This is a genomic window from Magnetospirillum sp. 15-1 (assembly GCF_900184795.1).
Lineage (GTDB): Bacteria > Pseudomonadota > Alphaproteobacteria > Rhodospirillales > Magnetospirillaceae > Phaeospirillum.
In genome coordinates this window covers 1-23923 of record NZ_FXXN01000009.1, presented here as the reverse complement: position 1 = coordinate 23923, position 23923 = coordinate 1, and the positions used below count along the sequence as shown (strand labels likewise).

Genomic DNA, 23923 nt, shown 5'->3' with positions numbered 1-23923 from the left:
GTCCGCGAGCTGACGGCGCTGGTGGCCCGGTGCGGCAAGCCGGAGATGATCGTGTCCGACAACGGCACCGAGTTGACCAGCAACGCCGTGCTGAAATGGGCGCAGGACCACTGCATGCAATGGCACTACATCGCCCCCGGCAGGCCCATGCAGAACGGATTCGTCGAGAGCTTCAACGGCCGCATGCGCGACGAACTGCTCAACGAAACGGTGTTCACCAGCATGGCCCAGGCCCGCGCCGTCATCGCCACCTGGGTCGCCGACTACAACACGACCAGGCCGCACTCGGCCCTGGGCTACCAGACACCGGCGGCCCACGCTGCCAAACTCAAAGCAATGGGGCCGGCCTCTCCGCCCCTCCGGGGCTCCGAGCCCGGCCCCATTGCTCAGACCGCGCCACACGGCGTAACTTCGCCCAAGGCTCTACTTACGGCCGGATGAAACTTCCAAGGCAGGTCACGGTGGGCCGCGCCGGGCGTCTACGGCATATTTCGTACATACATAAAATCTTGATGCCGCCACTTTTCTGTACGTACAATAATCAACATGAAGATCACCTTCGGCCCCGCCAAGCGAGACGCTACCCTGGAAAGCCGGGGGTTGGATTTCGCCGATGCCGCTGAGGTGTTCGCCGGGCCGGTGTTCGAGTTCACCGATGATCGCTTCGATTATGGGGAAACCCGGATCGTTGCGGTCGGCCATCTCGCCGGGCGCATGGTGGTCTTGATCTGGACGCAACGCGGCAACGCACGCCACGTCATTTCGATGAGGAAAGCCAATGACCGGGAAAAAGCGCGCTTTGAGCAGCGATTTGACTAAGGTCGATGCCCATGTCATCTCGCCCGAGGAATACGACGAAATCCCCGAGCTGACCGACGAGATGTTTGCTCGTGCGAATTATATCGTCGGCGGCAAGGTAGTACGGCGTGGGCGCCCGCCGAAGGAGACCCCCAAGGTTCCGGTCACCCTGCGGCTGGACGCAGACCTTGTCGAACGTCTGCGGGCCGGGGGCCAGGGTTGGCAATCGCGGGTCAACGAGACGCTGCGCAAGGCGGCGGGTCTGTAGGTCTGTAGGTCTGTAGGTCTGTAGGTCTGTAGGGCTGTAGGTCTGTAGGGCTGAACCACTGCGCCCCTTTTGCGAGCATAGCCCACGGGCTATTGATTTTTCATAGCCTCACAGCTATATTTTGCTAATGGAATGGACTGTCCGCTTTCACGACGAGTTTGAGCCGGAGTTCGACGCGCTGCCGGTCGAAGTGCAGGATGAGCTGTTGGCGTGCGCTACGGTATTGGCCCAGATCGGCCCGACGCTTGGGCGGCCTCATGTGGATACGCTGGCCGGATCGAAGCACGCCAATATGAAGGAGATTCGCTTTGATGCCGGGGATGGCGCATGGCGGGTGGCCTTCGCTTTCGACCCAAAGCGGGCCGCCGTATTGCTGGTTGCCGGCGACAAGAGCGGCGTCTCGCAGAAGCGGTTTTATCGCTCGTTGATCGACAAGGCCGATGGTCGATTTGATCGTCATCTGCTTGCCCTGCGGAAAGAGGAAAAGGAGACGTGACCATGGGACGGACGCTGGACGAAGTGATGGCGACACTGCCCGAGGACCGCCGCCAAGCGGTTGAAGCTCGCGCCGATGAGTTGCTCCAGGACGTGGAAGGGCTGCGCGAACTGCGTGTCCTCGTGGACCGCAGCCAGGAGCAGATCGCCGATGCGCTCGGCATCAAGCAGCCCTCTGTTCATAAGATTGAGCGCCAAGCCGACCTCTATCTCTCCACGCTGCGGCGGTTCGTCGAGGCTGCTGGCGGAACTTTGGAGCTGCGGGTCAATCTTCCCGGCAAAGGAACCATCCATCTGACCAAAATCGGCGATCTCCACCCGTAGGGTTGCGCCACCCCGGTAACGCCAAACAACCCGCGCATTTTTGCCGCGCAAAACGTCACCACAGTTTCTGTCTTGTCGCCATCACGTTCCCGCTACGATCCGCATAATGCGGAAGCCTTGAGTTTTCGCAGTTCAATTCGCATAGTTTGGAAAGGCGTATTTTTCAGCGTTAGAACAGGTCGTTAGCATCACGCCTACCGTTTTCGTAATGCGCGGGCCGGGGGTTCGAGTCCTCTCGCCGGCACCATTTCTCTCTAATAATTACAGTGCGTTATGCGACGTCCGCCTCGGGCGGACCTTTTTCGCCCGACGCCCTATTTCCCCTCCACCGTATCCAGCAGGGCCAGCAGACCGGCCAGGATCTGGCGGGGGCTGGGCGGGCAACCGGGAATATGCAGGTCCACCGGCACCACGTCGCCGACACCGCCCACCACCGCATAGGATCCGGCGAAGCAGCCGCCGTCCCTGGCGCAATCGCCCATGGCGACGATCCAGCGCGGCTCTGGGGTGGCTTCCACCGTGCGCCGCAGGGCTTCCTCCATGTTGCGCGTCACCGGCCCGGTGACCAGCAGCACGTCGGCATGGCGCGGGCTGGCGACGAAGCGGATACCAAAGCGTTCCAGGTCGTAGACGGGTTGGTTGACGGCGTGAATTTCCAGCTCGCAGCCATTGCACGAGCCGGCGTCCACCTCGCGGATGGACAGCGAGCGGCCCAGCCGGGCGCGGGCCCGCTGCTCCAGCGCCTCGGCCAGTTCCGCCACGCCGCCGGGATCGGGGCGCGGCGCGTCCTTCATGGTATGGGGGCCCTTGAGCAGGTGACGGGCCAGGATCTTGGCGATGGGCGGGATCATAGGTCGTGGCCGGAATAGGAGCAGTTGAACGACTTGTTGCACAGCGGGAAGTCGGCGACGATGTTGCCCTCGATGGCGGCTTCCAGCAGCGGCCACTGGAACCGCGAGGGGTCGTGGGGGTGGCAGCGTTCGATCACCCCGTCGGCGCCGACGCGCAACCAGACCACCACCTCGCCGCGGAAGCTCTCGGCCACGCCCAGGCCCTCGCCCGCCACCTCGGGCACCGGCACGCGGATGGCGCCCTCCGGCATCTCGTGCAGCATGCGGTTGATGAGGTGGAGCGATTCCCGCGCCTCGGCGAAGCGGATCAGGATGCGGGCGTTGACGTCGCCCTCGGTCAGAACCGGCACGGTCATGTCCAGCTTGTCGTAGGGCGGATAGCCCGGCGCCTGCCGGGCGTCGTGGCCGCGCCCCGAGGCCCGGCCGACAAAGCCGCCGGCTCCGAAGCGGTGGATCAGCGAGGTCTGGACGATACCGGTGGACACCGTGCGGTCCGACAGCGACGGCGTGTTCTCGTAGAGCTGATAGGCCTCCTCGAACTGGCGGACGAAGCCGTGCAGCAGGTGCTTCAGCGCCTCGGAGCCCTCGTCGGAGAGGTCGTGGGACACGCCGCCCGGCACCACCCGATCCATGTTGAGACGGTGGCCGAACAGAGCGTCGTTGGCGCGCAGGATCTTTTCGCGCAGCACGCCCATATGCGACAGCATCACGGCGAAGGAGGCATCGTTGCACGCCGCGCCGATATCGAAGACGTGATTGGCCACCCGCTCCATCTCGGCCATCACGCCGCGCAGCCAATGGGCGCGGACGGGAACCTCGCATCCCGTCGCGGCCTCGACGGCGCGGGCGAAGGCCAGGGCATAGGCCACGGTGGAATCGCCCGACACCCGTCCGACGACACGCGCCGCCTTGTCCAGAGGGGCGCCGGACAGCAGGCCCTCGATACCCTTATGCACATAGCCCAGGCGCTGTTCGAGCCGCACTACCGCCTCGCCCTGGCAATGGAAGCGGAAATGTCCCGGCTCGATCACCCCGGCATGGACCGGCCCCACCGGAATCTGGTGCAGCCCCTCGCCCACCGCCGTCAGGAAGGGATAGGCATCGGGCTCGGCCGACGGCCCCATGGGCTGGGCGGCCAGCGGCATGCGCGCCGGCCAGCGGCCGTGATCCACCCAGTGACGCTTGTCCTCGAGCCCCACCGGGGCCAGACCCCAGACGTCATGGATGGCCCGCTCGATGCGAATCACCCCCGGCCGCACGTTGCCCAGCGCCAGGAAGCGGCGGTCGGCGCAGTGGTGGGACGCCACGGCGATATCGCCTGCGGATTCGTCCCGGAGCGCCACGTGGATATGCTCGCGCTCGGCCCATTCGGCCATCACCGACCATTCGGCGACCCGCAGGCGGTCGATCAGCAGACGCCAGCCCTTCTGGTCGAGGACGAAGCGCGGCCACGGCCGATGGCCTTCGACCGGGCGGCCGAGGGAAAGGAATTCCAGCAGGGTGACGTCGCCGATCATCCCAGAATCCTCGCCACGTTCTGGAACCACGCCACCAATTCCCGGGGCAGATAGAGACCGGCCACCAGCACCAGAGCCAAGTGCACCCAGAGCGGCGTGAGCGCCAGGGCAGTGGACAGCGGCCCGGCCTTGCCGTGGGCGTGGGAATGGGGCGGCGGCTCGCCGAAGGCCATGCTCTGCAACCGGGCCACCAGGGCGCCGAAGGCCAGCAGCAGCCCGATGGCGAGCGGAATGGCCAGCAGCGGCTGGCGGGCGAAGGTGGAGCTGAGCACCAGGAACTCGCTCATGAACACCCCCATGGGGGGCAGGCCGGCGATGGCGAGGACCGCCAGAACGAAGCCCCAGCCCAGCACCGGATGCGAGCTGGTCAGCCCCCGGATGGCGGCGATGCGCTTGGTTCCCAGATTCTGGCTGATGATGCCGACGGCGAAGAAGATGGCCGACTTGGTCAGCGAGTGCATGGTCATGTGCAGCAGGCCGGCGAAGTTCGCCACCGCGCCGCCCATGCCGAAGGCGAAGGTGATGACCCCCATGTGCTCGATGGAGGAATAGGCGAACAGCCGCTTGATGTCGCCCCTGCGGTACAGCATGAAGGCCGACAGGAACAGCGACGACAACCCCATCACCACCAGCAGCGGACCGGGCGTCAGCGTGCTGCCATTGGCGGCGATGACCATCTTGAAGCGCAGCAGAGCGTAAAGCGCCACATTGAGCAGCAGGCCCGACAGCACCGCCGAGATGGGGGTGGGACCCTCGGCGTGGGCGTCGGGCAGCCAGGCGTGCAGGGGGGCAAGACCCACCTTGGTGCCATAGCCCACCAGCACGAAGACGAAGGCGAGATTGAGCAGATCGGGCTGGAACCGGTGGGCCTGCTTGATCATCAGGGTCCAGGCCATGGCGTCGGCACCATCGCCCATCACCGGCTGGGCGGCCAGATAGACCAGGGTGGTGCCGAACAGCGCGAGGCCGATGCCCACCGAGCACAGGATGAAGTATTTCCACGCCGCCTCGATGGCTTCGCGCGTGCGGTACAGGCTGACCATCAGCACGGTGGTCAGCGTCGCCGCCTCCACCGATACCCACATCACGCCGGTGTTGTTGGCGGTCAGCGCCAGCAGCATGGTGAACAGGAAGGCCTGGTACATGGAGTGGTAGAAACGCAGGTGCAGGTCACTCAGGCGCTGCGCCTCGCTTTCGCGCGCGATGTAGGCCGCCGAGAAGATGGAGGTGGTCAGGCCGACGAAGGCGGTCAGCACCACCAGATAGACGTTGAAATCGTCGATGAACAGCAGCCGGGTCGGCTCGGGCCGCACATGGATCAGCAGCAGCGACGAGATGAAGGTCACCACCGCCGCCGCCACGTTGACCCAGGTCGCCACCCGCCAGTCCTTCAGCACCGCCAGGAAGCCGGCCGAACCCAGCGGCACGCCCAGAATCCACAGCAGCGGATTGTCGAAGCCGGGCAGCAGGGTGAAGCCGCCGATCATTGGCGGTCCCCCCGGTGGGTTTCCAGGTCGGCCAGTTCCAGGGTGTCGAAACGCTCGCGGATGCGGAAGAAGAAGATGCCGAACAGGGTCATGGCCACCAGCACCGAGAACGCCACCGAGATCTCCACCACCAGCGGCATGCCCTTGGCCGAGACGGCGGCGAGGATCAACCCGTTCTCCAGCGCCATGAAGCCCACCACCTGGGTCACCGCGTTGCGCCGGGTGATCATCATCAGCAGGCCCAGCAGCACCACGCTCATGGCCAGCGCCAGACTCTCGCGGGTCAGCGCCGTCGCGTTGGCGGTCACGGGCAGCACCAGCAGGATGGAAAGGGTCACCAGCGCCACGCCGGCCATCATGGTCCAGCCGATGGACATGGCGGTCTCGACGTTCTTGTGGATACCCAACTGCTCCACCAGCCAATGCAGCGCGATGGGCACGATGATCGCCTTGAAGATCAGCGCGATGCCGGCGGTAACGTAGAGGTGCGGCGCATGCTGGATGTGGGCCTGCCACGCCGCCGCCGCCGCCAGGGCCAGGGCCTGGAAGGCGAAGGTATTGAGCACCGCGAACAGCCGGCGCTGGTACAACAGCGAGAACCCGGCCATCAGCACCGTGGCGCCGATCAGGTGGGCGATGTCGTAGGAGGTTTGCGCTCCCATCACACCGCCTCCGAGACATAGAGAAAGATGGTGGCCAGCAGGCCGAGCAGCAGGGCTCCCCCTAAGAAGTCGGCGTAGCGGAACACCCGCATCTTGGCGATGGAGGTCTCGAACACGCCGAGCGCCGTGGCCAGGACGAAACACTTGGCCAGAAACGCCCCCAGCCCGATCAGCACCGCCACCCCGTCGCCCCCCGGCTGGGCCATGCCCCAGGGCGCGAACAGCCCGCCGATCAGCGCCATGAACAGGGTCAGGCGCACCATGGAGGCGCCCTCCATCAGGGCCAGATGGCGGCCGGAATATTCCAGCACCATGGCCTCGTGCACCATGGTCAGTTCCAGGTGAGTGGCCGGGTTGTCGATGGGGATACGGCCGTTCTCGGCGATGGCGACCATCACCAGGGCGGCCAGGGCCAACCCCAGCGACACCTCAATGCCCACGCCGCCCGACAGCACGAAGGCGATGATCTGGGCCGGCGCCGTGGTGCCGGAAATCAGCGACAGCGAGAAGGTGACCATCAGCATGGCCGGCTCGGCCAGCGAAGCGATCATCATCTCGCGCGAAGCGCCCAACCCGCCGAAGCTGGTGCCCACATCCATGCCGGCCAGGGCCGTCCAGAAGCGCGCCACGCCCAACAGCGCCACCAGGGCGATCAGATCGGCGGCCTGGGCCAGGAACAGGTTGGTGGTGAAGGCCGGCACGATGCAGGCGGCCAGCCACACCGAGCCGAAGGTGACGTAGGGAGCGGCACGGAACACCCACGAGGCGGAATGGGCGACCACCGCTTCCTTCTGCAGCAGGCGGTAGATGTCACGGTAGGGCTGGAAGGCCGAGGCGCCGATACGCCCGTTGAGCCGCGACTTGACCAGACGCACCCAACCGGTGATCAGCGGGCTGACCGCCACCACCAGGATGATCTGCAGCAATTGCCAGACGATGGCGCTCATTGGCTTTGCCTCACCGCGACGACCAGCAGCATCAGAACCAGGGTGCCGAACATCATCAGCAGGTAGCGCCGCACCGTCAGGTACTGGATGCGGTTGACCAGATCGGCGATGAAATCCACCACCCGGCCGATCCCGGCATAAAGGCCCACCCAGATGGGATCGATGACCCGCACCTTCAGTTCCGCCGGGCGGTTATCCCCCGGATCGGGCATGTCGACGCTTTCCCTGGCGGCGAAGATGGAGGCGCAGAACACCCGGCGCAGCGGCTGGGCGAAGCTTTGGCCGGTGTACTGGCTTTGGGGGATGCTTTCCTTGTGGCCGCAATCCCAGGCATCGGCACGGCGCACCCTGGTGGTGCCGAAGCCGTGCACCAGCAGCAGGGTGATGATGCACAGCCCCGCCCCGGTCATCACCAGCACCGTGCCGGAATAGGAGCCGCGCGTCGAACTGACCGGCGACAGCCACGGCCAACCCAGATCGGCCGAGACGGCGAACTGCACGCCGGTGAGCGGCGTCACCACATGGGACAGAGCGTCGGTGATGGTCACCGGAATGGCGCCCAGCACCACGCACAGCCCGGCCAGCAGCGCCACGGTCCAGCGCATGGAGGCGGGAACCTGATGGGCCTCGGCCGCCGCCTTGGAGCGGGGCCGCCCCAGGAAGGCGATGCCGTAGGCGCGGACGAAGCAGGCGGCTGCCAGGGCGGCGGCCAGGGCCAGCATGGCGCCGACCACCGGCACGCCGAACTTCATGGCCCAGTGGGGCAGCGAGGGCCCCTTGAACAGCGACTGGAAGATCAGCCATTCCGAAACGAAACCGTTGAGCGGCGGCAGGGCCGAGATGGCGATGGCGCCGATCAGGGCGGCGACGCCATTCCATGGCATGCGCTTGGCGAGGCCGCCCAGCTTGCCCAGGTCGCGCTCGCCGGTGGCGGTGATCACCGCCCCGGCCGACAGGAACCACAGGGTCTTGAAGATGGAATGATTGACGATGTGGTAGAGACCCGCCACCAGGGCCAGGGCGGCCAGGGTCTTCTCGCCGCTGCCCTTGAAGGCGATGGCAAGGCCCAGGCCGATCACCACCACGCCGATATTCTCCACCGTGGAATAGGCCAGCAGCTTCTTCAGATCGTCCTGCAGGATGGCGTAGAGCACCCCCATCACGGCGGTGATGCCGCCGATCACCATCATCACCGCGCCCCAGGCCCAGGGCACATGGCCGTGCAGATCGAACAGGATGCGGATCAGGCCGTACAGCGCCACCTTGGTCATCACGCCGCTCATCAGGGCGGAGACATGGCTGGGCGCCGCTGGATGGGCCAGCGGCAGCCAGGCGTGCAGCGGCACCAGACCGGCCTTGGACCCGGCGCCCAGCAGGGCCAGCAGCACCACCAGGAAACCGGCCACGCCGTCCAGCTTGGCGGCGCGCATGGCGGGGAAGGAATAGGCCCCCTCGCCGCCGGCCATCAGACCGAAACAGGTCAGCAGGCAGAAGGTGCCGAAACAGGCCATCACCAGATAGACGAAGGCGGCATGGCGGTTCTCGGCGTTCTTGTGGTCGGCCAGCACCAGAAGCCAGGACGACAGGGACATGAACTCCCACGCCACCAGGAACATGAAGGCGTCGTCGGCGATCAGCACGGCGTTCATGCCGAACAGGAACAGGGGAAAGAACGGCGTCACCCGCCGGGGCTCGGGCAGGTGCGAGCAATAGCCGATGCCGTAGGCCGAGGCGGCGGCGGTGGCGAGGTTGACCACCACCATGAACAGGGCCGACAGGTTGTCGAGGCGGAAATGGGCGGCCATCCAGGGCAGGCCGATGGGCAGGATGATGGCCGGTCCGGTGCCGGGCGTCTGGCCCAGATGCTCGATGCCGCCGGCCAGCAGGGCCAGCGAGGCAATCATGCAGCAAAGATAGACCAATCGGTGCCGCCACATTTCCGCGCCGGCCGCCACGCCGAGCACGGCGAGGGCCAAAAGGGCGGAAAGGGCGGCCGCGATCAGCATCGGCTGCGCGACCCCGCAAAGACTCTGTCGCAGGACATGGGCGTAGTCTCCCGTGAATCCCCTGTCGGCGGGGCCGGTTTTCCGGCCCTCTCAATCTCGTCTCTTGGCTCGTCTTATGGCGAGGAGATGGGAATCATACCCACCCGAGGGGGCGGGCGCAAGACTGCCCCGGGTCTAATTTCGCGCCAGGGCCCGCCAGGCGATGTCGCGGCGGCAGAAACCGCCCGGCCAGTCGAGGGCATCCACGGCCTTGTAGGCGCGCTCGCGCGCCTCGGCCACTGACGAGCCCTTGGCGGTGACGCCCAACACCCGGCCGCCGGTGGCGACGATCTTGCCATCCTTCAGCGCGGTGCCGGCGTGCAGCACGGTGACGCCCTCGACCTGGGCCGCCTTGTCCAGGCCGCCGATCACCGTGTTCTTCTCGTAGGCTCCGGGATAGCCCTTGGCGGCCATCACCACCACCAGGGCGACGTCGTCGGACCATTTAAGCTCGAGACCGGCCAGCCGCCCTTCCGCCCCGGCGGCCAGCACCGGCAGCAGGTCGGAGTCCAGCCGCGCCATCAGCACCTGGCATTCGGGATCGCCGAAGCGCACGTTGTATTCCAGCAGCTTCGGCCCGGCCGAGGTGACCATGATTCCGGCGAACAGCACGCCGGTATAGGGCCTGCCCATCTCGGCCATGGTGCGGACCAGGGGCAGGATCGAGCGCTCCATGATTTCCGCCTGGACGGCATCGGTGACCACCGGGGCGGGGGAATAGGCGCCCATGCCGCCGGTATTGGGGCCGGTATCGCCGTCGCCCACCCGCTTGTGGTCCTGGGCGGCCACCAGGGGCAGCGCGGTCTTGCCGTCGCACAGCGCGAAGAACGAGCATTCCTCGCCGTCGAGGAACTCCTCGATCACCAGTTCGTTGCCGGCATCGCCGAATACCTTGTCGCCCATCATCATGTCGACGGCGGACAGGGCCTCGTCGAGGGTCATGGCCACCACCACGCCCTTGCCGGCGGCCAGCCCGTCGGTCTTGACCACGATGGGGGCGCCCTTCTCGCGGATGAAGGACTTGGCCTTTTCCATGTCGGTGAAGCGGCCGTACCAGGCGGTGGGAATACCGGCCTTGGCCGCCACGTCCTTCATGAAGCCTTTTGAGCCCTCAAGCTCGGCGGCGGCGGCCGAGGGACCGAACACCTTGATGCCGGCGGCGCGGCACTTGTCGGCGAGACCGAGGACCAGCGGCGCCTCGGGGCCAACCACCACCAGATCGACGTCATTGGCCTTGGCGAAGGCCAGCAGCTCGTCGACCTTCTCGGCGCCGATGGCGACGCATTCGGCGGAATCGGCGATGCCGGCATTGCCCGGCGCGCACCACAGCTTGGTCAGCAGGGGCGAGGACTTGAGCTTCCAGCACAGCGCGTGCTCGCGCCCGCCCGAACCGACCACCAGAACCTTCATGTCCGCCTCCCGGAGTGATGACTGGGGTCGTTTATCACTTCCGTCCGCGTTTGCAAATCACCGGCTCTTGCGCCACCATCCGCCCATGAACGACGAAGCCCGCCCCGCCCCCACCAACGTCCCGGAATACTCGGTCTCCGAACTGTCGGCCGGTCTGCGCCGCACGGTGGAGGACGCCTTTTCCTTCGTCCGCGTCAGGGGCGAGATTTCCGGCTTCAAGCGCCATTCGTCGGGGCACCTCTACTTCGCCTTGAAGGATGCCGAGGCGGTGCTGGACGCCGTGTGCTGGCGGGGAGCCGCCTCCAAGCTGTCCATCGGGCCCGAGGACGGCATGGAGGTGGTGGCGACCGGGCGGCTGACCACCTATCCCGGCCGCTCCAAATACCAGATGGTGGTCGAGCGCATGGAGCTGGCCGGCCAGGGTGCGCTGCTCAAAATGCTGGAGGACCGCAAGAAGCGCCTGATGGCCGAGGGGCTGTTCGATACGGCGAAGAAGCGGCCCATTCCCTTCCTGCCCGAGGTGATCGGCGTGATCACCTCGCCCACCGGCGCGGTCATCCGCGACATCCTCCACCGGCTGGCCGAGCGCTTTCCCCGCCGTGTGCTGCTGTGGCCGGTGGCGGTGCAGGGTGACGGCGCGAGCGCCCAGGTGGCCGCCGCCATAAGGGGCTTCAACGCCCTGGAGATCGGTGGCGCCGTGCCGCGCCCCGACGTGCTGATCGTGGCGCGCGGCGGCGGCTCGCTCGAAGACCTGATGGCCTTCAACGAGGAAATCGTGGTGCGCGCCGCCGCCGAATCGGAAATCCCCCTGATCTCGGCGGTGGGGCACGAGACCGACACCACCCTGATCGACTTCGCCGCCGACCTGCGCGCCCCCACGCCCACGGCGGCGGCGGAAAAGGCGGTGCCGGTGCGGGCCGAACTGATCGCCACCGTGGCCGACATGGGCGCCCGCATGATCGGCGCCATGCAGCGTGGGCTGGAGGAGCGGCGCACCCGCCTCTCCCACACCTTCCGGGCCCTGCCCCATCCCCGCCGGGTGATGGAGGATTGCGCCCGCCGCCTGGACGAGCGGGCCGAGCGCCTGAACAACGCGCCGCGTCTGCTGCTGGAGCGCCGCCGGGCCGATCTGGACCGTCTGGCCGCCCGCCTGCGTCATCCCCGTGAACAACTGGCCGAAGCCGGGCACGGGCTGGCGGCGCTGGCCACCCGCCTCGACCACGCCATGAAGACGGTGACGGCGACCGAACGCGCCGCCAATGAGCGCCGGGGGCTGCAGTTGGAGCAGTCGGCCGCGCGCCTGATCCAGGCCATGCCGCGCCTGCTCGACGAAAAGGCCAAGCGGGTGGCCCATGCCGGCCAACTGCTGGAAAGCTTCTCCTACCGCAAGGTCTTGGAGCGCGGCTTCGCCGTGGTCCGGGACGAGCACGGAACCCCCGTCACCTCGGTGGAGGCGGCCAAGCCGGGAACGGCGTTGGCGGTGGAGTTCGCCGACGGCAAGGCCGGGGTCCGGGTCGAGGGCAGTATGGCGCCGCCGGCGCCTAAGGCGCATCGCAAGCCGACGGCGCCGGACGGACGGCAGGGGTCGTTGCTATAAGCGATTGTCTTGCTGTAACGGTGGATTGAACCACGAAGGCACGAAGGTAAAGAGAAGACGTTTTCCTCTCTTCTTCGTGTTCCTTCGTGCCTCTGCGCCTTCGTGGTGAATATTCGCCGGAACGGCTGCTTATTCCATCCCCACCAGCGACCGCGCGAAGGCATCGGCCTCGAAGGGGCGCAGGTCCTCGGCCTTTTCGCCCACGCCGATGGCGTGGACCGGCAGGCCGAATTTTTCGGCCAGCGCCACCAGCACGCCGCCGCGCGCCGTGCCGTCCAGCTTGGTCAGCACCAGACCGGAGACGGCGACCATGTCCTTGAAGATTTCCACCTGGGAATGGGCGTTCTGGCCGACGGTGGCGTCGAGGACCAGCAGCACGTCGTGGGGCGCGGTCTCGTCCACCTTCTTGATGGAACGCACCAACTTGGCCAGTTCGGCCATCAGGTCGGCCTTGTTCTGCAGCCGCCCGGCGGTATCGATGAACAGCAGGTCGTCGCCACGCGCCCGCGACTGCTCGACGGCGTCATAGGCCAGACCGGCGGCATCGGCCCCGGTTTCACGCGCGATAACGGGGCAGTTGGTGCGCTCGCCCCAGACCTTGAGCTGCTCCACGGCCGCCGCACGAAAGGTGTCGCCGGCCGCCAGCGTCACGGACAGGCCGGCATCCTTGTAGGTCTTGGCCATCTTGCCGATGGTGGTGGTCTTGCCCGAGCCATTGACGCCGACCACCAGCACCACATGCGGCTTGCGGCTGGAATCGATCTCCAGAGGCTTGGCGACGGGGCCGAGGATACGGGTGATTTCCTCGGCCAGGGTCGCCTTGATCTCGTCGGAGGTGACGTCCTGGCCGAAGCGGGTCTTGGCCAGATGCTTGGTGACCCGGGCGGCGGTGGCAACGCCCAGATCGGCGGTGATCAGCAGTTCCTCCAGTTCCTCCAGCGCCTCGTCATCCAGCTTGCGCTTGGTGAACAGGTCGCCGATACCCTGGGTCAGCTTGGAGGACGACTTGGCGAGGCCGGACTTGAGGCGGCCGAACCACGAGGTGGTCTCTTCGGCGGGAGCGGGAGCGGGGGTGGGAGCGGGCTCCGGAACGGGAGTGGCGGCGGGAGCCGCGTCCTTCTTCTTACCGAAACCGAAGATGCTCATATCGCCTCGCCCACCAATGTATCGCCGTCGATGCCGGTTATGCGCACGTTTAGTATCGCTCCCGGCGAGGCATGGCAACCCGTCACCCGTACCGGCAGGTAATGGATGGAGTGGCCGGTGCCGTCTTTCTCGATCAACACGCTCTCCATTCCGCCCACCCGCGTCTTCAGGAAGGCGGCCATGGCGGCGACGCCCTTGGCGCGCAGACGGGCGGCGCGCTCCTTGACCACGTCACCCTTGACCTTGGGCATGCGGGCCGCCGGCGTGCCGGGCCGCGCCGAGAAGGGAAAGACGTGCAGATGGGTCAGCCCGGCCTCGTCCACCAGATCGAGGGAGTGCCGGAACATCTCCTCGTCCTCGGTGGGGAAGCCGGCGATGATGTCGGCGCCCAGCACCGCGTCGGGGCGAAGCGCGCGGATGCGGGCGGCCAGGGCGAGGACGTCGCCCCTGAGATGGCGGCGCTTCATGCGCTTTAAGATGGTGTCGTCGCCGGCCTGGACCGACAGGTGGAAATGGGGCAGCAGGCGTTGCTCGGAGGCGATGGCGGCCAGCAATTCCTCGTCCACCTCCACCGGGTCCAGCGACGACAGGCGCAGTCGCGGCAGTTCCGGTACGGCGGCCAGCAGGCGGCGGACCAGTTGCCCCAGGCTGGGCTTGCCCGGCAGATCGGCGCCATAGGCGGTGACGTCCACGCCGGTCAGCACCACTTCATTGTAGCCGCCGGCCACCAGTTCCCTGATCTGCTCGACGATACGGCCCATGGGCACCGAGCGGTTGGGGCCGCGCCCGAAGGGGATGATGCAGAAGGTGCAGCGGTGGTCGCAGCCCTGCTGTACCTCGACGAAGGCCCTGGCGCGCCCCTCGAAGCCGGAAACCAGATGGGAGGCGACTTCGCGTACCTCCATGATATCGCCCACCACGATGCGTTCGGCGGGCGGGGCGGCGAAGATGTCGGGCCGCATCTTCTCGGCATTGCCGAGGATCTGGTCGATCTCCGGCATGGCGTCGAAGGTCGCGGGGTTTGCCTGGGCGGCACAGCCGGTGACCACGATGCGGGCATTGGGACGCTCGCGCCTTATCTTGCGGATGGCCTGACGCGCCTGGCGCTCCGCCTCGGCGGTGACGGCGCAGGTGTTGACGATCACCGTCTCGACACCGCTTTCCGTGGCCCGCGCGTGCTCCTTCATCACCTCGGACTCATAGGCGTTGAGCCGGCAGCCGAAGGTCAGAACCTCAGGGGGCTTCGTGGTGGTCATGGAAGCAGGCTGGAATCCAGAATCCCGGAAAAGGCCACCGCCACCGGACCGGTCATCAGCACATGACCGTCCCGCAGCCATTCGATGGTCAGCGTGCCGCCGTCCAGGATGATCTCGGCCTTGCGGGGGCTAAGGCCGCGCCGCGCCGCCGCAACCAGGGTGGCGCAGGCGCCGGTGCCGCAGGCCATGGTGATGCCGGCACCCCGCTCCCACACCCGCATGCGGATGCGGCCCATTTCGGCATCGGGAGGGGTCAGCACCTGGGCGACCTCGACATTGGCGCGCTCGGGGAACATGGCGTGGAGTTCCAGGCCATGGCCCAGGGCGGCGAGGTCGACCGCCCCGGCATCATCGACGAAGAACACGGCGTGGGGATTGCCCATGCTGACCGCCACCGGGTCGGACAAAGGCCCGGCGAAAATGCCCAGATGCAGGGTGTCCACCGCCTCGGCCAGGGGAATCTCGCGCCAGTCCAGCCGCGCCGGCCCCATGTCCACGGCGACCAGATGGGGGCCGCGCGATTCGGCGTCCAGCAGACCGGCCTTAGTCTGGAAGACAACCTTGTCGACGCCGGTTTCCTTCATCAGCAGCCAGGCGACGCAGCGCGACGCATTGCCGCAGGCCGCCACCTCGGAACCGTCGGCGTTGTAGATCAGCATGGTGGCGTCGGCGCAAGGATCGGTGGCTTGCGTCATCACCACAAGCTGGTCGCACCCCACCCCGGTCCGGCGCGAGGCGATGGCGCGGACCCGTTCCGGGGTCAGATCAAGCGCGCGCGCGCGGGCGTCGAGGACGACGAAGTCGTTCCCCAGGCCATGCATCTTCAGGAAGGGCCAGGCTGTCTCGCTCATGATGGCGTTATATGGGGCGGCGGGCGCCCGAGTCCAGCATTGCGCAAGGATTCATGCGAGATGGCCGGTTGTCGGGGACGGCGCGGCCCCCTATCCTAGGCCCCATGATCGAATCCATGAACAGCGCGATCCTGATCGTCTCGGGGCTGGTGGCACTCAGCATCTTCTCCAGCCTGCTGTCCTTTCGCATCGGCGCGCCGCTGCTGCTGGTATTCCTGTGCGTCGGGCTGGTGGCGGGCGAGAACGGGCCGGGCGGCATCAAGTTCGACAACGTCCGCGCCGCCTACATGATCGGCAGCATCGCGCTGGCGATCATCTTGTTCGATTCCGGCTTTCACACCAGCCTCAAGGCGTTCCGCGCCGCCCTGTGGCCGGCCATGGCGCTGGCCACCGGCGGCGTAGTGATCACCACCGCGGTGGTGGCGGTGCCGGTGCATTACCTGCTGGACTTCGACTGGCTTGAGGCGGCGCTGATGGGCGCCATCCTCAGTTCGACCGACGCGGCCGCCGTGTTCTTTCTGCTGCGTGTCGGCGGCATCCACGTGCGCGACCGCGTGCGCGCCACCCTGGAAGTGGAATCGGGCAGCAACGATCCCATGGCCATCTTCCTGACCCTGGCGCTGGTGGGGCTGCTGGTCGCCAAGGGCCCCATCTCGCCGGTCTCCATCGGCATGGATTTCGTCACCAAGTTCGGCATCGGCGCGGTGGCCGGCATGTTCGGCGGCGGACTGATCGTGCTGGCGGTCAACAAGATGGGCTTCGAGCGCGGGCTGCAGCCCCTGGCGGCGCTCAGCCTCGCCATGGTGCTGTTCGCCGCCACCGAGGAACTGCACGGCAGCGGCTTCCTGGCCGTCTACATCGCCGGGCTGGTGGCGGGCAATGCGCGCATCAACGCGCCGGAGACCATGCGTCGCTTCCAGGACGGGCTGACCTGGCTGGCCCAGATCGTCATGTTCCTGACTCTCGGCCTGCTGGCGACGCCGGCGGAATTCCCCGCCTTCGCCTGGCAATCGCTGGCGGTGGCGGGAGTTCTGATCTTCGTGGCCCGGCCGCTGGCGGCGTGGGTCTGCCTGCTGCCCTACGGCTTCAACCGCAACGAGACGGCCTTCGTCGCCTGGGTGGGCTTACGCGGCTCGGTGTCGGTGCTGCTGTCCATCGTGCCCCTGGTGGTGGGCCTGTCCCATGGCCGCGACTATTTCATCGTCGCCTTCCTGGTGGTGCTGGTCAGCCTCGGCCTGCAGGGCTGGACCATCGGCGCCGTCGCCCGCTTCCTCCGCCAGATCGTTCCCAAGCGCCTCGGTCCGGTCGAGCGCATGGAACTGGAAATTCCCGGCGCGCGGCATGAACTGGTGTCCTACCGCATCGTCGCCGATTCCCTGGTGGCGCGCGGCCACCGCCTGCCGCGCTGGGCCGAGCCCTCCCTGGTGGTGCGCGACCGGAAATCCTATTCCGCCCATGCCGCCAAGGGCTTGAAATCCGGCGACACCGTCTTTCTGTTCGCCCGGCCCGAGCGGGTGCCCCATCTGGACCGCCTGTTCGCCTCGGCCGCTCCCGCCGCCGAGGCCGATTCGCGCTTCTTCGGCGATTTCGCCCTGGAGCCCGGCGCCCATATGAAGGATCTGGCCCTGCTCTACGGCCTGCCCGTCGACCCCGCCGATCACGAGATGTCGGCCGCCGACTGGCTGGTGCGCGAGCTGGGGCACGAGCCCGGCATCGGCGACCGCGCCACCCTGGGCGAGGTGGAACTGATCGTGCGGGCCATGAACTGGAACGACCACATCTCGGAAATCGGCCTTGCGGTGGAACCCACCCGCATCGACGCTCCCAAGCTGCCGGTGTTCCAGAGCCGCACCGAGTTGAAGGCAATGCTCAAACGCTGGATGAGGAAACGCACATGACCCTGATCAAGACCCATCGGCAGTTGATCGACGAGGCCAATGCCCTGATCACCACCATCCCCACCGCCGAGGCCATCGCACTGCACGGCCGGGACGACGTGGTGTTCGTGGATATCCGCGACGTGCGCGAGCTGGAGCGCGAAGGAATGATCCCCGGCGCCTTCCACGCGCCGCGCGGCATGCTGGAATTCTGGGTCGACCCCACCAGCCCCTATTACAAGGAGGTGTTCGGCCAGGCCAAGCGCTTCGTCTTCTACTGCCAGTCGGCGTGGCGCTCGGCGCTGGCCACCAGGGCGGTGCAGGATATGGGCCTTGCCCCGGTCGCCCATGTGGAGGGCGGCTTCAAGGGCTGGAAGGACGCGGGCGGGCCGGTCGGCCCCAAGCCCGAGCACAAGAAGGGCTAGGAGAGAGCCCCCTCAGCCGCCGCAGGTGCCGCAGCAGGTATCGCTGTCGTAGGTCAGCCGCGCCACCAGGTGCCGCTGGCCGTCGCGGGCCGGGAAGAACTGCATGAACACCATGGTCAGCCCCTTGGGCAGCGCCGCCTTGAGGCCGGTCATGCGGGCCGAGCGCGAGGTGTCGTACTGGTAGTCGTCGGCTTCGTCGCACAGGCGGAAGGCGGCGGACAGCAGTTCGGCGCAGCGGGCCAGGGGAATCGGCCGGGCATCGACCACGCTGCCGGTCGCCAGGGTCTCGATCACCGCCTCGCCGCCAATGATGCGCACCTGCACCACGTTGGCGTGGGCGGCGACGGCGCTTTCCAACAGGGTCAGCATCTCGACCTGGGATTCGGGGGTGATCACGTTCATGGCGGTGCTCCGTGGGCAGGGTGCCCCACCAAAACAGCATTGGCCCCTCGGACACATTGAGCCCGGTCAAGCATCCCCCCTTCCGAGAGTGCGGCGGGCGTGGTTATATATTCCCATGGAGTGCCGCAGATGACAGGCGAGGTCACCGTTCGCGTCCTGATCGAAGGCCGGGTCCAGGGAGTCTGGTTCCGCGGCTGGGCGGTCGAGCAGGCCCATGCCCGCAAGCTGTCGGGCTGGGTCCGCAATCTGGTGGACGGCAGGGTCGAGGCCCTGTTCCACGGCCCCTCCCACATCGTCCGCGACATGGTCGAAGCCTGCCACCGGGGGCCGCCCGCCGCCCTGGTCACACGGGTGGAGACCGAAGGCTCGTCCGAGCTGCCTCCCACCGGTTTCCACCAGCGCCCCACCGCCTGATCATGAACCTCACCCGCCGCCAAATCCTAGCCGGAGCCGCCGCCATGACCATCGCCAAAGCCGCCGATGCCGCCCCCCAGGGTGGCCGCCAGTTCCCCAAGGATTTCTTCTGGGGGGCGTCGACCGCCGCCTACCAGATCGAGGGCGCCTACGATACCGACGGGCGCGGCATGACCATCTGGGACAAGTTCACCGCCGACGGCAAGATCATGGACGGGTCCAGCGCCAAGGTGGCCTGCGACCACTATCACCGCTACCCCGAGGATATCGCCCTGATGAAGGCGGCGGGCTTTTCCGCCTACCGCTTCTCGCTGGCCTGGCCGCGCATCATCCCGGCCGGCACCGGCGCCATCAACGCCAAGGGTCTCGATTTCTACGACCGGCTGGTGGACAAGATCCTGCAAGCCGGCATCAAGCCCATGGCCTGCCTCTACCACTGGGACCTGCCCCAGCCCTTGGAGGATAAGGGCGGCTGGCAGGGCCGCGAGATCGTCGGCCCCTTCGCCGAATACGCCCGCGTCGCCACCAAGCGCCTGGGGGACCGGGTCAAGGACTGGTACATGCTGAACGAGCCGAACGTGGTGGCCATCATCGGCTACGGCATCGGCGAGCACGCGCCGGGCTATCACCTGGGCGAGGACGGTATCTTGAAGGCGCTGCACCACCAGAATCTGGCCCAGGGCACCGCCTTGCGCGCCATCCGGGCCGAGCATTCCGACGCCACGCTGGGCACGGTGATCAACCTGCAGCCCTGCCGCTCCCAGGACGACGACCCCAAGAACCGCGCCGCCGCCATCCGCTGGGACGCGGTGTGGAACCGGGTGCCACTGGACGGCGTCATGCGCGGCGCCATCCCCGACGTCCTGGCCGACAAGATGGCCCACATCGTCAAGCCGGGCGATCTGGAGACCATCAAGTTCCCCATCGACATGCTGGGCATCAACTACTACTCGCGCATGACCATGAAGCACGAGGAGGGCCATCCCTTCGACGTGTTCTGGGGCGATGCCCATTGCGACCGCTGGACCGCCATGGCCTGGCCGGTGCAGCCCGACGGGCTCTACGATCTGCTGCGCGAGTTCAAGGAGTTGTACGGCAATCCGGCGGTGTTCATCGCCGAGAACGGCGCCGCCTATGACGACGTGGTCAGCCCCGACGGGCAGGTCCACGACGCCGAGCGTGTCGCCTTCATCCGGGACCATGTGGCCGAGGTGGCCCGCGCCGTCAAGGACGGCTGCAACGTCAAGGGCTACCTCGTGTGGTCGCTGCTGGACAATTTCGAGTGGGCCTACGGCCTGTCCAAGCGCTTCGGCATCGTGCGGGTGGATTACGAGACGCTGAAGCGCATCCCTAAGGACAGCTACAAGTGGTTCGCCGAGGTGATCAGGACCGGCCGGGTGGGGTAGAATCCGCCCAAGCCTGATCGGGCCGATTTTCCGTCTCCTCACCCTCGGGCTTGATCCGAGGGTGATCGGTTCAAATTTCCGGGCACCGGGGGATAGGCTGCTTCACCACCAAGACACCAAGGGCACCAAGAGGGCGGAGCATGTGACAAGGCCGTATCTTTATCGTCTTGGCCGGACTTGTCCGGCCATCCACGCGGTTCCGCCTGAATGCCGGGTCGGACCATGAGGCAGGGGACTGAGTGTAGCGGCCCGGAACAAATCCGAGCACGATGAGATAAAGGAAAGTCCTCTTGGTGCCCTTGGTGTCTTGGTGGTTTATCCGTCTTTTCCGTGTCCCCGCACGGGAGAGCAAAGCCGCCGAGGACGGTGTGCCGGGTCAAGCCCCGCATCAGGCCGGGGCGTACTCGGCCATGCAGTTGGGGGTTTCCCACACTCGCACCGCCACCAGACGGGCGGTGGCGTCGGAGCGCTTGCGCACCGGCGCCACCAGCACCTCGAACCAGTGCTTGGCCAGGCATTCGGCGGTGGGCTGGAACGGCACCACGTAGAGCTTGGTGCCCATGCGGGTCTCGGTGGTCAATGCGGCGCCTTCGGCGGCTACCCGGTCGCGGATGGCCTGTACCCAGGTCTCGCCGGCGCCATCGGGCGCGAACAGCGCCAGCAATTCGGCATCGGCCGAGGCGGCGATGAAGCCGTGATCGCAGGCCGCGTCGATCAGCCGCATCATCTCGTCCTTGAGGAAGCCGAAATCCACCACCATGTCGGTCTGCTCGCCGCTGGGGTGCAGATGGGAGGCTTCGCACTCCACCTCGACCACGTAGCGGTGGCCGTGCAGGTTCCGGCACTTGGAACCGTGGGTCATGATGCGGTGGCCGGCGTCGATTTCGATGCGGCGGCGGACGCGGAAGGTGGACATCAGGGAATTCCCAGCAATTTGTGGGTCTGCAAGCTGAGCCGCCAGCGGGGCCGAGTCAAGCATCGCTCGATGGCCGCCCTGGTATTGGCGTCCCTGTCCGGCCCGTCCATGGGCTGCAGCAGGAAATGGGCGAAGTCCAGATGCTCGAAATCCTCGGGCACCGCGCCGGCCTGCGGGAACACCAGCTTCAACTCGTCGCCCCGGATCACCTTGAGCCGGGTGCCGGCCTTGGGGCTGACGCAGACCCAGTCGATGCCGGCGGGCAGGTCCACGGTGCCGTTGGTCTCGATGGCGATCCGGAAGCCGCGGGCGTGCAGGGCGTGGATCAGCGCTGTGTCCAGTTGCAGCCCCGGCTCGCCGCCGGTCACCACCACGTAGCGGGTATCGCCGCCGGCCGCCAGCACCGCGTCGGCCAGGGTTCCGGCGTCGGCATACCTGTCGCCACCGACGAAATCCGTGTCGCAGAAGCGGCAGGCGGCGGCGGCACGGTCGGCCTCGCGCCCGCTCCACAGATTGCAGCCGGCGAAGCGCAGGAACACCGCCGGGCGGCCCGCCTGTACGCCTTCACCCTGCAGCGTGTGGAAGATTTCGCGGACGGTGTAGGACATGGCGGAGCGGTCAGTGATCCGAGCCGTGGAGAATCTGGTCGGCGATGCCGGTCTCGTAATCCAGGCCGGCCGGGGTCATGGTCACCGCCACGGGAAAGCTGGCGCGGATCAGGCCCTTGCGCTCCAGGGCGGTCCACACCGCCTGATTGCCGAGGCCGCTGGCGTCCTTGCTCATCGCCACCTTGCGGCCCACGTGGAAGTGGTTGCCGTGGGGATGGGGCAGGGCCGACAGGAACACCTCGCCGCTGTCCATGCGGGTGGAGGTCTCGGGGTGGCGGGCCAGTTCCTGGAACAGGACCAGGGTCTTCAACTGCAGCGGATTAAGCTTGAGCGGATTGGCGCGGGGCGGCATGGGCATCGTGTCCAAGGAAACGGGGGCGGCATCATGGCATCAGCCGCCCCCGGATTCCAAGAGTCATGCCGGCGAATGGGGCTGGACGGGCCGCCCGCCCGGCATTATCCCTAGACTGGCGAAATGCAAAGCGGGCGGGGGCGGCCGGTTTCATGGATGTGAACCAGACCATCAAGGGATTGTTCGATACCGCGATCGACGCCATCTGCGCCCATCGCGACGGATTGATCATCGTCGCCAATCCGGCCTTCGCCCGCCTGTTCGGCCATGATTCGGCCGACGATATGGCGGGCCGGCCGGTCATCGAGACCCTGGCCCCCGAGGAGCGCGCCCGGATCGGCGAGACCATCCGCCGCCGCACCAGCGGCGAGGAGGTTGCCTCGGTCTACACCGCCAAGGGCCTGCGGCGCGACGGCAGCCGCTTCGACCTGGAGATCGGCGCGTCGACCTTCATGATGGATGGGGAAAGGTTCTGCGTCGCGGTGCTGCGCGATATCTCCGAGGCGGTGGCGGCCAAGCGGCATCTGGTGGAGAGCGAGGAGCGGTTCCGCAATCTGTTCAAGATGTCGCCCGATCCCACCTGGATCATCCAGGACAACCGCTTCATCGAGTGCAATCAGGCGGCGCTGAGCTTCCTGGGCTATCCCGACGAGGACTCGCTGAAGAACGTCCACCCGTCCGAACTGTCGCCGGAAGTCCAGCCCGACGGCGAATCCTCGTTCACCAAGGCCGAGCGGCTGATGGGCCTGACCATGGCCAACGGGCTGCACCGCTTCGAGTGGACGCACAAGCGCCGCGACGGCAGCCTGTTTCCCGCCGAGGTCACCCTGTCGGCCATCCTGCTGCAGGGTAAGCCGTCCATTCACTGCACCTGGCGCGACATCACCCAACGCCATCAGGCCGAGGCGCAGATGCGGCTGGCCGCCGGGGTATTCGACTCCACCCAGGAAGGCATCGTCGTCACCGACATCAACGGCGCCATCCTGTCGGTCAATCCCGCCTTTACCCGAATCACCGGCTATGCCGGCTGCGAGGTGATCGGCAAGACTCCCGCCATCTTGAAATCCCACCATCAGGACCAGAACTTCTACCGCGTCATGTGGGCCGAATTGCAGTCCAAGGGCGAGTGGCGGGGCGAGCTGTGGAACCGGCGCAAGGACGGCGAGGCCTATCTGGAATGGCTGACCATCAGCGCCGTGGCCGGCCAGGACGGCAAGCCGGCCCGCTATGTGGCGGTGTTTTCCGACGTCACCGAGTTGCGGCGCAAGGACGACCAGATCCGCCATCAGGCCTATCACGACGCCCTGACCGGCCTGCCCAACCGTTTCCTGCTGGCCGACCGCCTGGACCATGCGCTGGAGGTCTCGCGCCGGACCCAGTCCCAGGTGGCGGTGCTGTTTCTCGACCTCGACCGCTTCAAGGTGATCAACGACAGCCTGGGCCACCACGAGGGCGACAAGCTGCTGGTGGAGGTGGCCCGGCGCATCGGCCAGACGGTGCGCAAGAGCGACACCGTCTCGCGCCTGGGCGGCGACGAGTTCGTGGTGGTGCTGGGCACCTTCAGCGACACCACCGAAGTGGCGCTGGTGGCGGAGAAGATCATCGCCACCCTGGCCCGGCCCCTGCGGCTGGCGGGCAAGGCGGTGCATTCGGGCACCAGCATCGGCATCGCCGTCTTTCCCCAGGACGGCGAGGATGCCGCCGCCCTGCTGAAGAACGCCGACACCGCCATGTACCAGGCCAAGGCGGCGGGACGGAGCTGTTTCCGCTTCTTCGACCGCTCCATGAACGAGCTGGCGGTGCGCCGCCTGGAGTTGGAGGCGCAGTTGCGCCAGGCCATGGACGACAACCAGCTGGAACTCCACTACC

The 23923-nt window shown here is 67.0% G+C and carries 25 protein-coding genes; 11 read left to right on the top strand and 14 right to left on the bottom strand.

Annotated elements, in window-relative coordinates; genetic code table 11:
• The 5 genes from CP958_RS00665 to CP958_RS00645 form a co-directional block, all read left to right on the top strand.
• On the top strand, positions 1-441 hold a 441-nt coding region (locus tag CP958_RS00665; protein WP_242442663.1), incomplete at its 5' end, for an integrase core domain-containing protein.
• 105 nt (positions 442-546) lie between these two features.
• Positions 547-819 (top strand): BrnT family toxin, encoded by a 273-nt coding sequence (locus CP958_RS00660; protein WP_096700107.1) that lies wholly within the window; start codon positions 547-549, stop codon positions 817-819.
• Positions 812-1066, top strand: coding sequence for a BrnA antitoxin family protein (locus tag CP958_RS00655; protein ID WP_242442662.1), 255 nt, complete (start codon positions 812-814; stop codon positions 1064-1066). Before CP958_RS00660 ends, CP958_RS00655 begins: the two co-directional genes overlap by 8 nt.
• Before the next feature lie 127 nt (positions 1067-1193).
• Complete coding sequence (locus tag CP958_RS00650; RefSeq protein ID WP_096700105.1) at positions 1194-1562, top strand: type II toxin-antitoxin system RelE/ParE family toxin; 369 nt, start codon at positions 1194-1196, stop codon at positions 1560-1562.
• A gap of 2 nt (positions 1563-1564) precedes the next feature.
• Complete coding sequence (locus CP958_RS00645; protein WP_096700104.1) at positions 1565-1885, top strand: XRE family transcriptional regulator; 321 nt, start codon at positions 1565-1567, stop codon at positions 1883-1885.
• Positions 1886-2199: 314 nt separating this feature from the next.
• Here CP958_RS00645 and nuoB read toward each other — a convergent pair whose 3' ends face one another.
• The 7 genes from nuoB to purD form a co-directional block, all read right to left on the bottom strand.
• Positions 2200-2736, bottom strand: coding sequence for an NADH-quinone oxidoreductase subunit NuoB (nuoB, locus tag CP958_RS00640; RefSeq protein WP_096700103.1), 537 nt, complete (start codon positions 2734-2736; stop codon positions 2200-2202).
• Positions 2733-4253, bottom strand: coding sequence for a nickel-dependent hydrogenase large subunit (locus CP958_RS00635; protein WP_242442661.1), 1521 nt, complete (start codon positions 4251-4253; stop codon positions 2733-2735). Before CP958_RS00635 ends, nuoB begins: the two co-directional genes overlap by 4 nt.
• A complete protein-coding gene (locus tag CP958_RS00630; protein WP_096700102.1) occupies positions 4250-5740 on the bottom strand; it encodes a hydrogenase 4 subunit F in 1491 nt (496 codons plus the stop codon). Before CP958_RS00630 ends, CP958_RS00635 begins: the two co-directional genes overlap by 4 nt.
• Positions 5737-6402, bottom strand: coding sequence for a hydrogenase-4 component E (locus tag CP958_RS00625; RefSeq protein ID WP_096700101.1), 666 nt, complete (start codon positions 6400-6402; stop codon positions 5737-5739). Before CP958_RS00625 ends, CP958_RS00630 begins: the two co-directional genes overlap by 4 nt.
• The gene (locus CP958_RS00620; RefSeq protein ID WP_096700100.1) at positions 6402-7349 is read right to left on the bottom strand and encodes an NADH-quinone oxidoreductase subunit H; all 948 of its coding nucleotides are present in this window, start codon (positions 7347-7349) and stop codon (positions 6402-6404) included. Before CP958_RS00620 ends, CP958_RS00625 begins: the two co-directional genes overlap by 1 nt.
• Positions 7346-9355, bottom strand: a complete 2010-nt coding sequence (gene hyfB, locus CP958_RS00615; RefSeq protein WP_096700099.1) for a hydrogenase 4 subunit B — start codon at positions 9353-9355, stop codon at positions 7346-7348. The genes CP958_RS00620 and hyfB overlap by 4 nt, the downstream gene beginning before the upstream one ends.
• A gap of 174 nt (positions 9356-9529) precedes the next feature.
• Complete coding sequence (gene purD, locus CP958_RS00610) at positions 9530-10804, bottom strand: phosphoribosylamine--glycine ligase (RefSeq protein ID WP_242442660.1); 1275 nt, start codon at positions 10802-10804, stop codon at positions 9530-9532.
• A gap of 85 nt (positions 10805-10889) precedes the next feature.
• On the opposite strand from purD, the gene xseA reads away from it, so the two are divergent.
• Positions 10890-12401 carry an exodeoxyribonuclease VII large subunit gene (gene xseA, locus CP958_RS00605; RefSeq protein WP_242442659.1) on the top strand — a complete coding sequence of 504 codons (1512 nt, stop codon included), beginning with the start codon at positions 10890-10892 and terminating at the stop codon, positions 12399-12401.
• A gap of 129 nt (positions 12402-12530) precedes the next feature.
• Here the strand turns inward: xseA and ftsY are convergent, their stop codons facing one another.
• From ftsY to dapF, 3 genes are read right to left on the bottom strand one after another with little or no spacing between them, the layout of a single operon-like run.
• Positions 12531-13547: a signal recognition particle-docking protein FtsY gene (gene ftsY, locus CP958_RS00600; protein WP_096700096.1), complete on the bottom strand. Its 1017-nt coding sequence runs from the start codon at positions 13545-13547 to the stop codon at positions 12531-12533.
• On the bottom strand, positions 13544-14803 hold the full coding sequence (gene mtaB / locus CP958_RS00595; protein ID WP_096700095.1) for a tRNA (N(6)-L-threonylcarbamoyladenosine(37)-C(2))-methylthiotransferase MtaB: 1260 nt from the start codon (positions 14801-14803) through the stop codon (positions 13544-13546). The genes ftsY and mtaB overlap by 4 nt, the downstream gene beginning before the upstream one ends.
• Positions 14800-15654: a diaminopimelate epimerase gene (dapF, locus tag CP958_RS00590; protein WP_096700094.1), complete on the bottom strand. Its 855-nt coding sequence runs from the start codon at positions 15652-15654 to the stop codon at positions 14800-14802. Before dapF ends, mtaB begins: the two co-directional genes overlap by 4 nt.
• A 116-nt stretch (positions 15655-15770) precedes the next feature.
• Between dapF and CP958_RS00585 the strand changes: the two genes are divergently transcribed.
• Positions 15771-17552: a potassium/proton antiporter gene (locus tag CP958_RS00585; protein ID WP_242442658.1), complete on the top strand. Its 1782-nt coding sequence runs from the start codon at positions 15771-15773 to the stop codon at positions 17550-17552.
• Positions 17549-17956, top strand: coding sequence for a rhodanese-like domain-containing protein (locus tag CP958_RS00580; RefSeq protein ID WP_096700092.1), 408 nt, complete (start codon positions 17549-17551; stop codon positions 17954-17956). The genes CP958_RS00585 and CP958_RS00580 overlap by 4 nt, the downstream gene beginning before the upstream one ends.
• Positions 17957-17968: 12 nt before the next feature.
• Here the strand turns inward: CP958_RS00580 and CP958_RS00575 are convergent, their stop codons facing one another.
• Complete coding sequence (locus tag CP958_RS00575; RefSeq protein ID WP_096700091.1) at positions 17969-18358, bottom strand: hypothetical protein; 390 nt, start codon at positions 18356-18358, stop codon at positions 17969-17971.
• Positions 18359-18487: 129 nt separating this feature from the next.
• Between CP958_RS00575 and CP958_RS00570 the strand changes: the two genes are divergently transcribed.
• The gene (locus tag CP958_RS00570; RefSeq protein ID WP_096700090.1) at positions 18488-18772 is read left to right on the top strand and encodes an acylphosphatase; all 285 of its coding nucleotides are present in this window, start codon (positions 18488-18490) and stop codon (positions 18770-18772) included.
• A 44-nt stretch (positions 18773-18816) separates the two neighbouring features.
• Positions 18817-20178 (top strand): GH1 family beta-glucosidase, encoded by a 1362-nt coding sequence (locus CP958_RS00565; protein ID WP_096700109.1) that lies wholly within the window; start codon positions 18817-18819, stop codon positions 20176-20178.
• A 388-nt stretch (positions 20179-20566) separates the two neighbouring features.
• On the opposite strand, the gene CP958_RS00560 is transcribed toward CP958_RS00565, so the two are convergent.
• Genes CP958_RS00560 through CP958_RS00550 form a run of 3 tightly spaced genes read right to left on the bottom strand, consistent with a single transcriptional unit; the run spans position 20567 to position 22054 of the window.
• A complete protein-coding gene (locus CP958_RS00560; protein ID WP_096700089.1) occupies positions 20567-21094 on the bottom strand; it encodes a 6-carboxytetrahydropterin synthase in 528 nt (175 codons plus the stop codon).
• Positions 21094-21702, bottom strand: a complete 609-nt coding sequence (queE, locus tag CP958_RS00555) for a 7-carboxy-7-deazaguanine synthase (protein ID WP_096700088.1) — start codon at positions 21700-21702, stop codon at positions 21094-21096. The genes CP958_RS00560 and queE overlap by 1 nt, the downstream gene beginning before the upstream one ends.
• 10 nt (positions 21703-21712) lie before the next feature.
• Positions 21713-22054, bottom strand: coding sequence for a hypothetical protein (locus CP958_RS00550; protein WP_096700108.1), 342 nt, complete (start codon positions 22052-22054; stop codon positions 21713-21715).
• A gap of 152 nt (positions 22055-22206) precedes the next feature.
• On the opposite strand from CP958_RS00550, the gene CP958_RS00545 reads away from it, so the two are divergent.
• The coding region (locus CP958_RS00545) for a PAS domain S-box protein (protein ID WP_170958777.1) at positions 22207-23923 on the top strand (1717 nt) is incomplete at its 3' end.

Bases quoted from the DNA above. Each gene is read 5' to 3' on its own strand.
- CP958_RS00660 (WP_096700107.1), top strand. From the start codon at position 547: ATGAAGATCACCTTCGGCCCCGCCAAGCGAGACGCTACCCTGGAAAGC.
- CP958_RS00650 (WP_096700105.1), top strand. From the start codon at position 1,194: ATGGAATGGACTGTCCGCTTTCACGACGAGTTTGAGCCGGAGTTCGAC.
- CP958_RS00645 (WP_096700104.1), top strand. From the start codon at position 1,565: ATGGGACGGACGCTGGACGAAGTGATGGCGACACTGCCCGAGGACCGC.
- nuoB (WP_096700103.1), bottom strand. From the start codon at position 2,736: ATGATCCCGCCCATCGCCAAGATCCTGGCCCGTCACCTGCTCAAGGGC.
- CP958_RS00635 (WP_242442661.1), bottom strand. From the start codon at position 4,253: ATGATCGGCGACGTCACCCTGCTGGAATTCCTTTCCCTCGGCCGCCCG.
- CP958_RS00630 (WP_096700102.1), bottom strand. From the start codon at position 5,740: ATGATCGGCGGCTTCACCCTGCTGCCCGGCTTCGACAATCCGCTGCTG.
- CP958_RS00625 (WP_096700101.1), bottom strand. From the start codon at position 6,402: ATGGGAGCGCAAACCTCCTACGACATCGCCCACCTGATCGGCGCCACG.
- CP958_RS00620 (WP_096700100.1), bottom strand. From the start codon at position 7,349: ATGAGCGCCATCGTCTGGCAATTGCTGCAGATCATCCTGGTGGTGGCG.
- hyfB (WP_096700099.1), bottom strand. From the start codon at position 9,355: ATGCTGATCGCGGCCGCCCTTTCCGCCCTTTTGGCCCTCGCCGTGCTC.
- purD (WP_242442660.1), bottom strand. From the start codon at position 10,804: ATGAAGGTTCTGGTGGTCGGTTCGGGCGGGCGCGAGCACGCGCTGTGC.
- xseA (WP_242442659.1), top strand. From the start codon at position 10,890: ATGAACGACGAAGCCCGCCCCGCCCCCACCAACGTCCCGGAATACTCG.
- ftsY (WP_096700096.1), bottom strand. From the start codon at position 13,547: ATGAGCATCTTCGGTTTCGGTAAGAAGAAGGACGCGGCTCCCGCCGCC.
- mtaB (WP_096700095.1), bottom strand. From the start codon at position 14,803: ATGACCACCACGAAGCCCCCTGAGGTTCTGACCTTCGGCTGCCGGCTC.
- dapF (WP_096700094.1), bottom strand. From the start codon at position 15,654: ATGAGCGAGACAGCCTGGCCCTTCCTGAAGATGCATGGCCTGGGGAAC.
- CP958_RS00585 (WP_242442658.1), top strand. From the start codon at position 15,771: ATGAACAGCGCGATCCTGATCGTCTCGGGGCTGGTGGCACTCAGCATC.
- CP958_RS00580 (WP_096700092.1), top strand. From the start codon at position 17,549: ATGACCCTGATCAAGACCCATCGGCAGTTGATCGACGAGGCCAATGCC.
- CP958_RS00575 (WP_096700091.1), bottom strand. From the start codon at position 18,358: ATGAACGTGATCACCCCCGAATCCCAGGTCGAGATGCTGACCCTGTTG.
- CP958_RS00570 (WP_096700090.1), top strand. From the start codon at position 18,488: ATGACAGGCGAGGTCACCGTTCGCGTCCTGATCGAAGGCCGGGTCCAG.
- CP958_RS00565 (WP_096700109.1), top strand. From the start codon at position 18,817: ATGACCATCGCCAAAGCCGCCGATGCCGCCCCCCAGGGTGGCCGCCAG.
- CP958_RS00560 (WP_096700089.1), bottom strand. From the start codon at position 21,094: ATGTCCACCTTCCGCGTCCGCCGCCGCATCGAAATCGACGCCGGCCAC.
- queE (WP_096700088.1), bottom strand. From the start codon at position 21,702: ATGTCCTACACCGTCCGCGAAATCTTCCACACGCTGCAGGGTGAAGGC.
- CP958_RS00550 (WP_096700108.1), bottom strand. From the start codon at position 22,054: ATGCCGCCCCGCGCCAATCCGCTCAAGCTTAATCCGCTGCAGTTGAAG.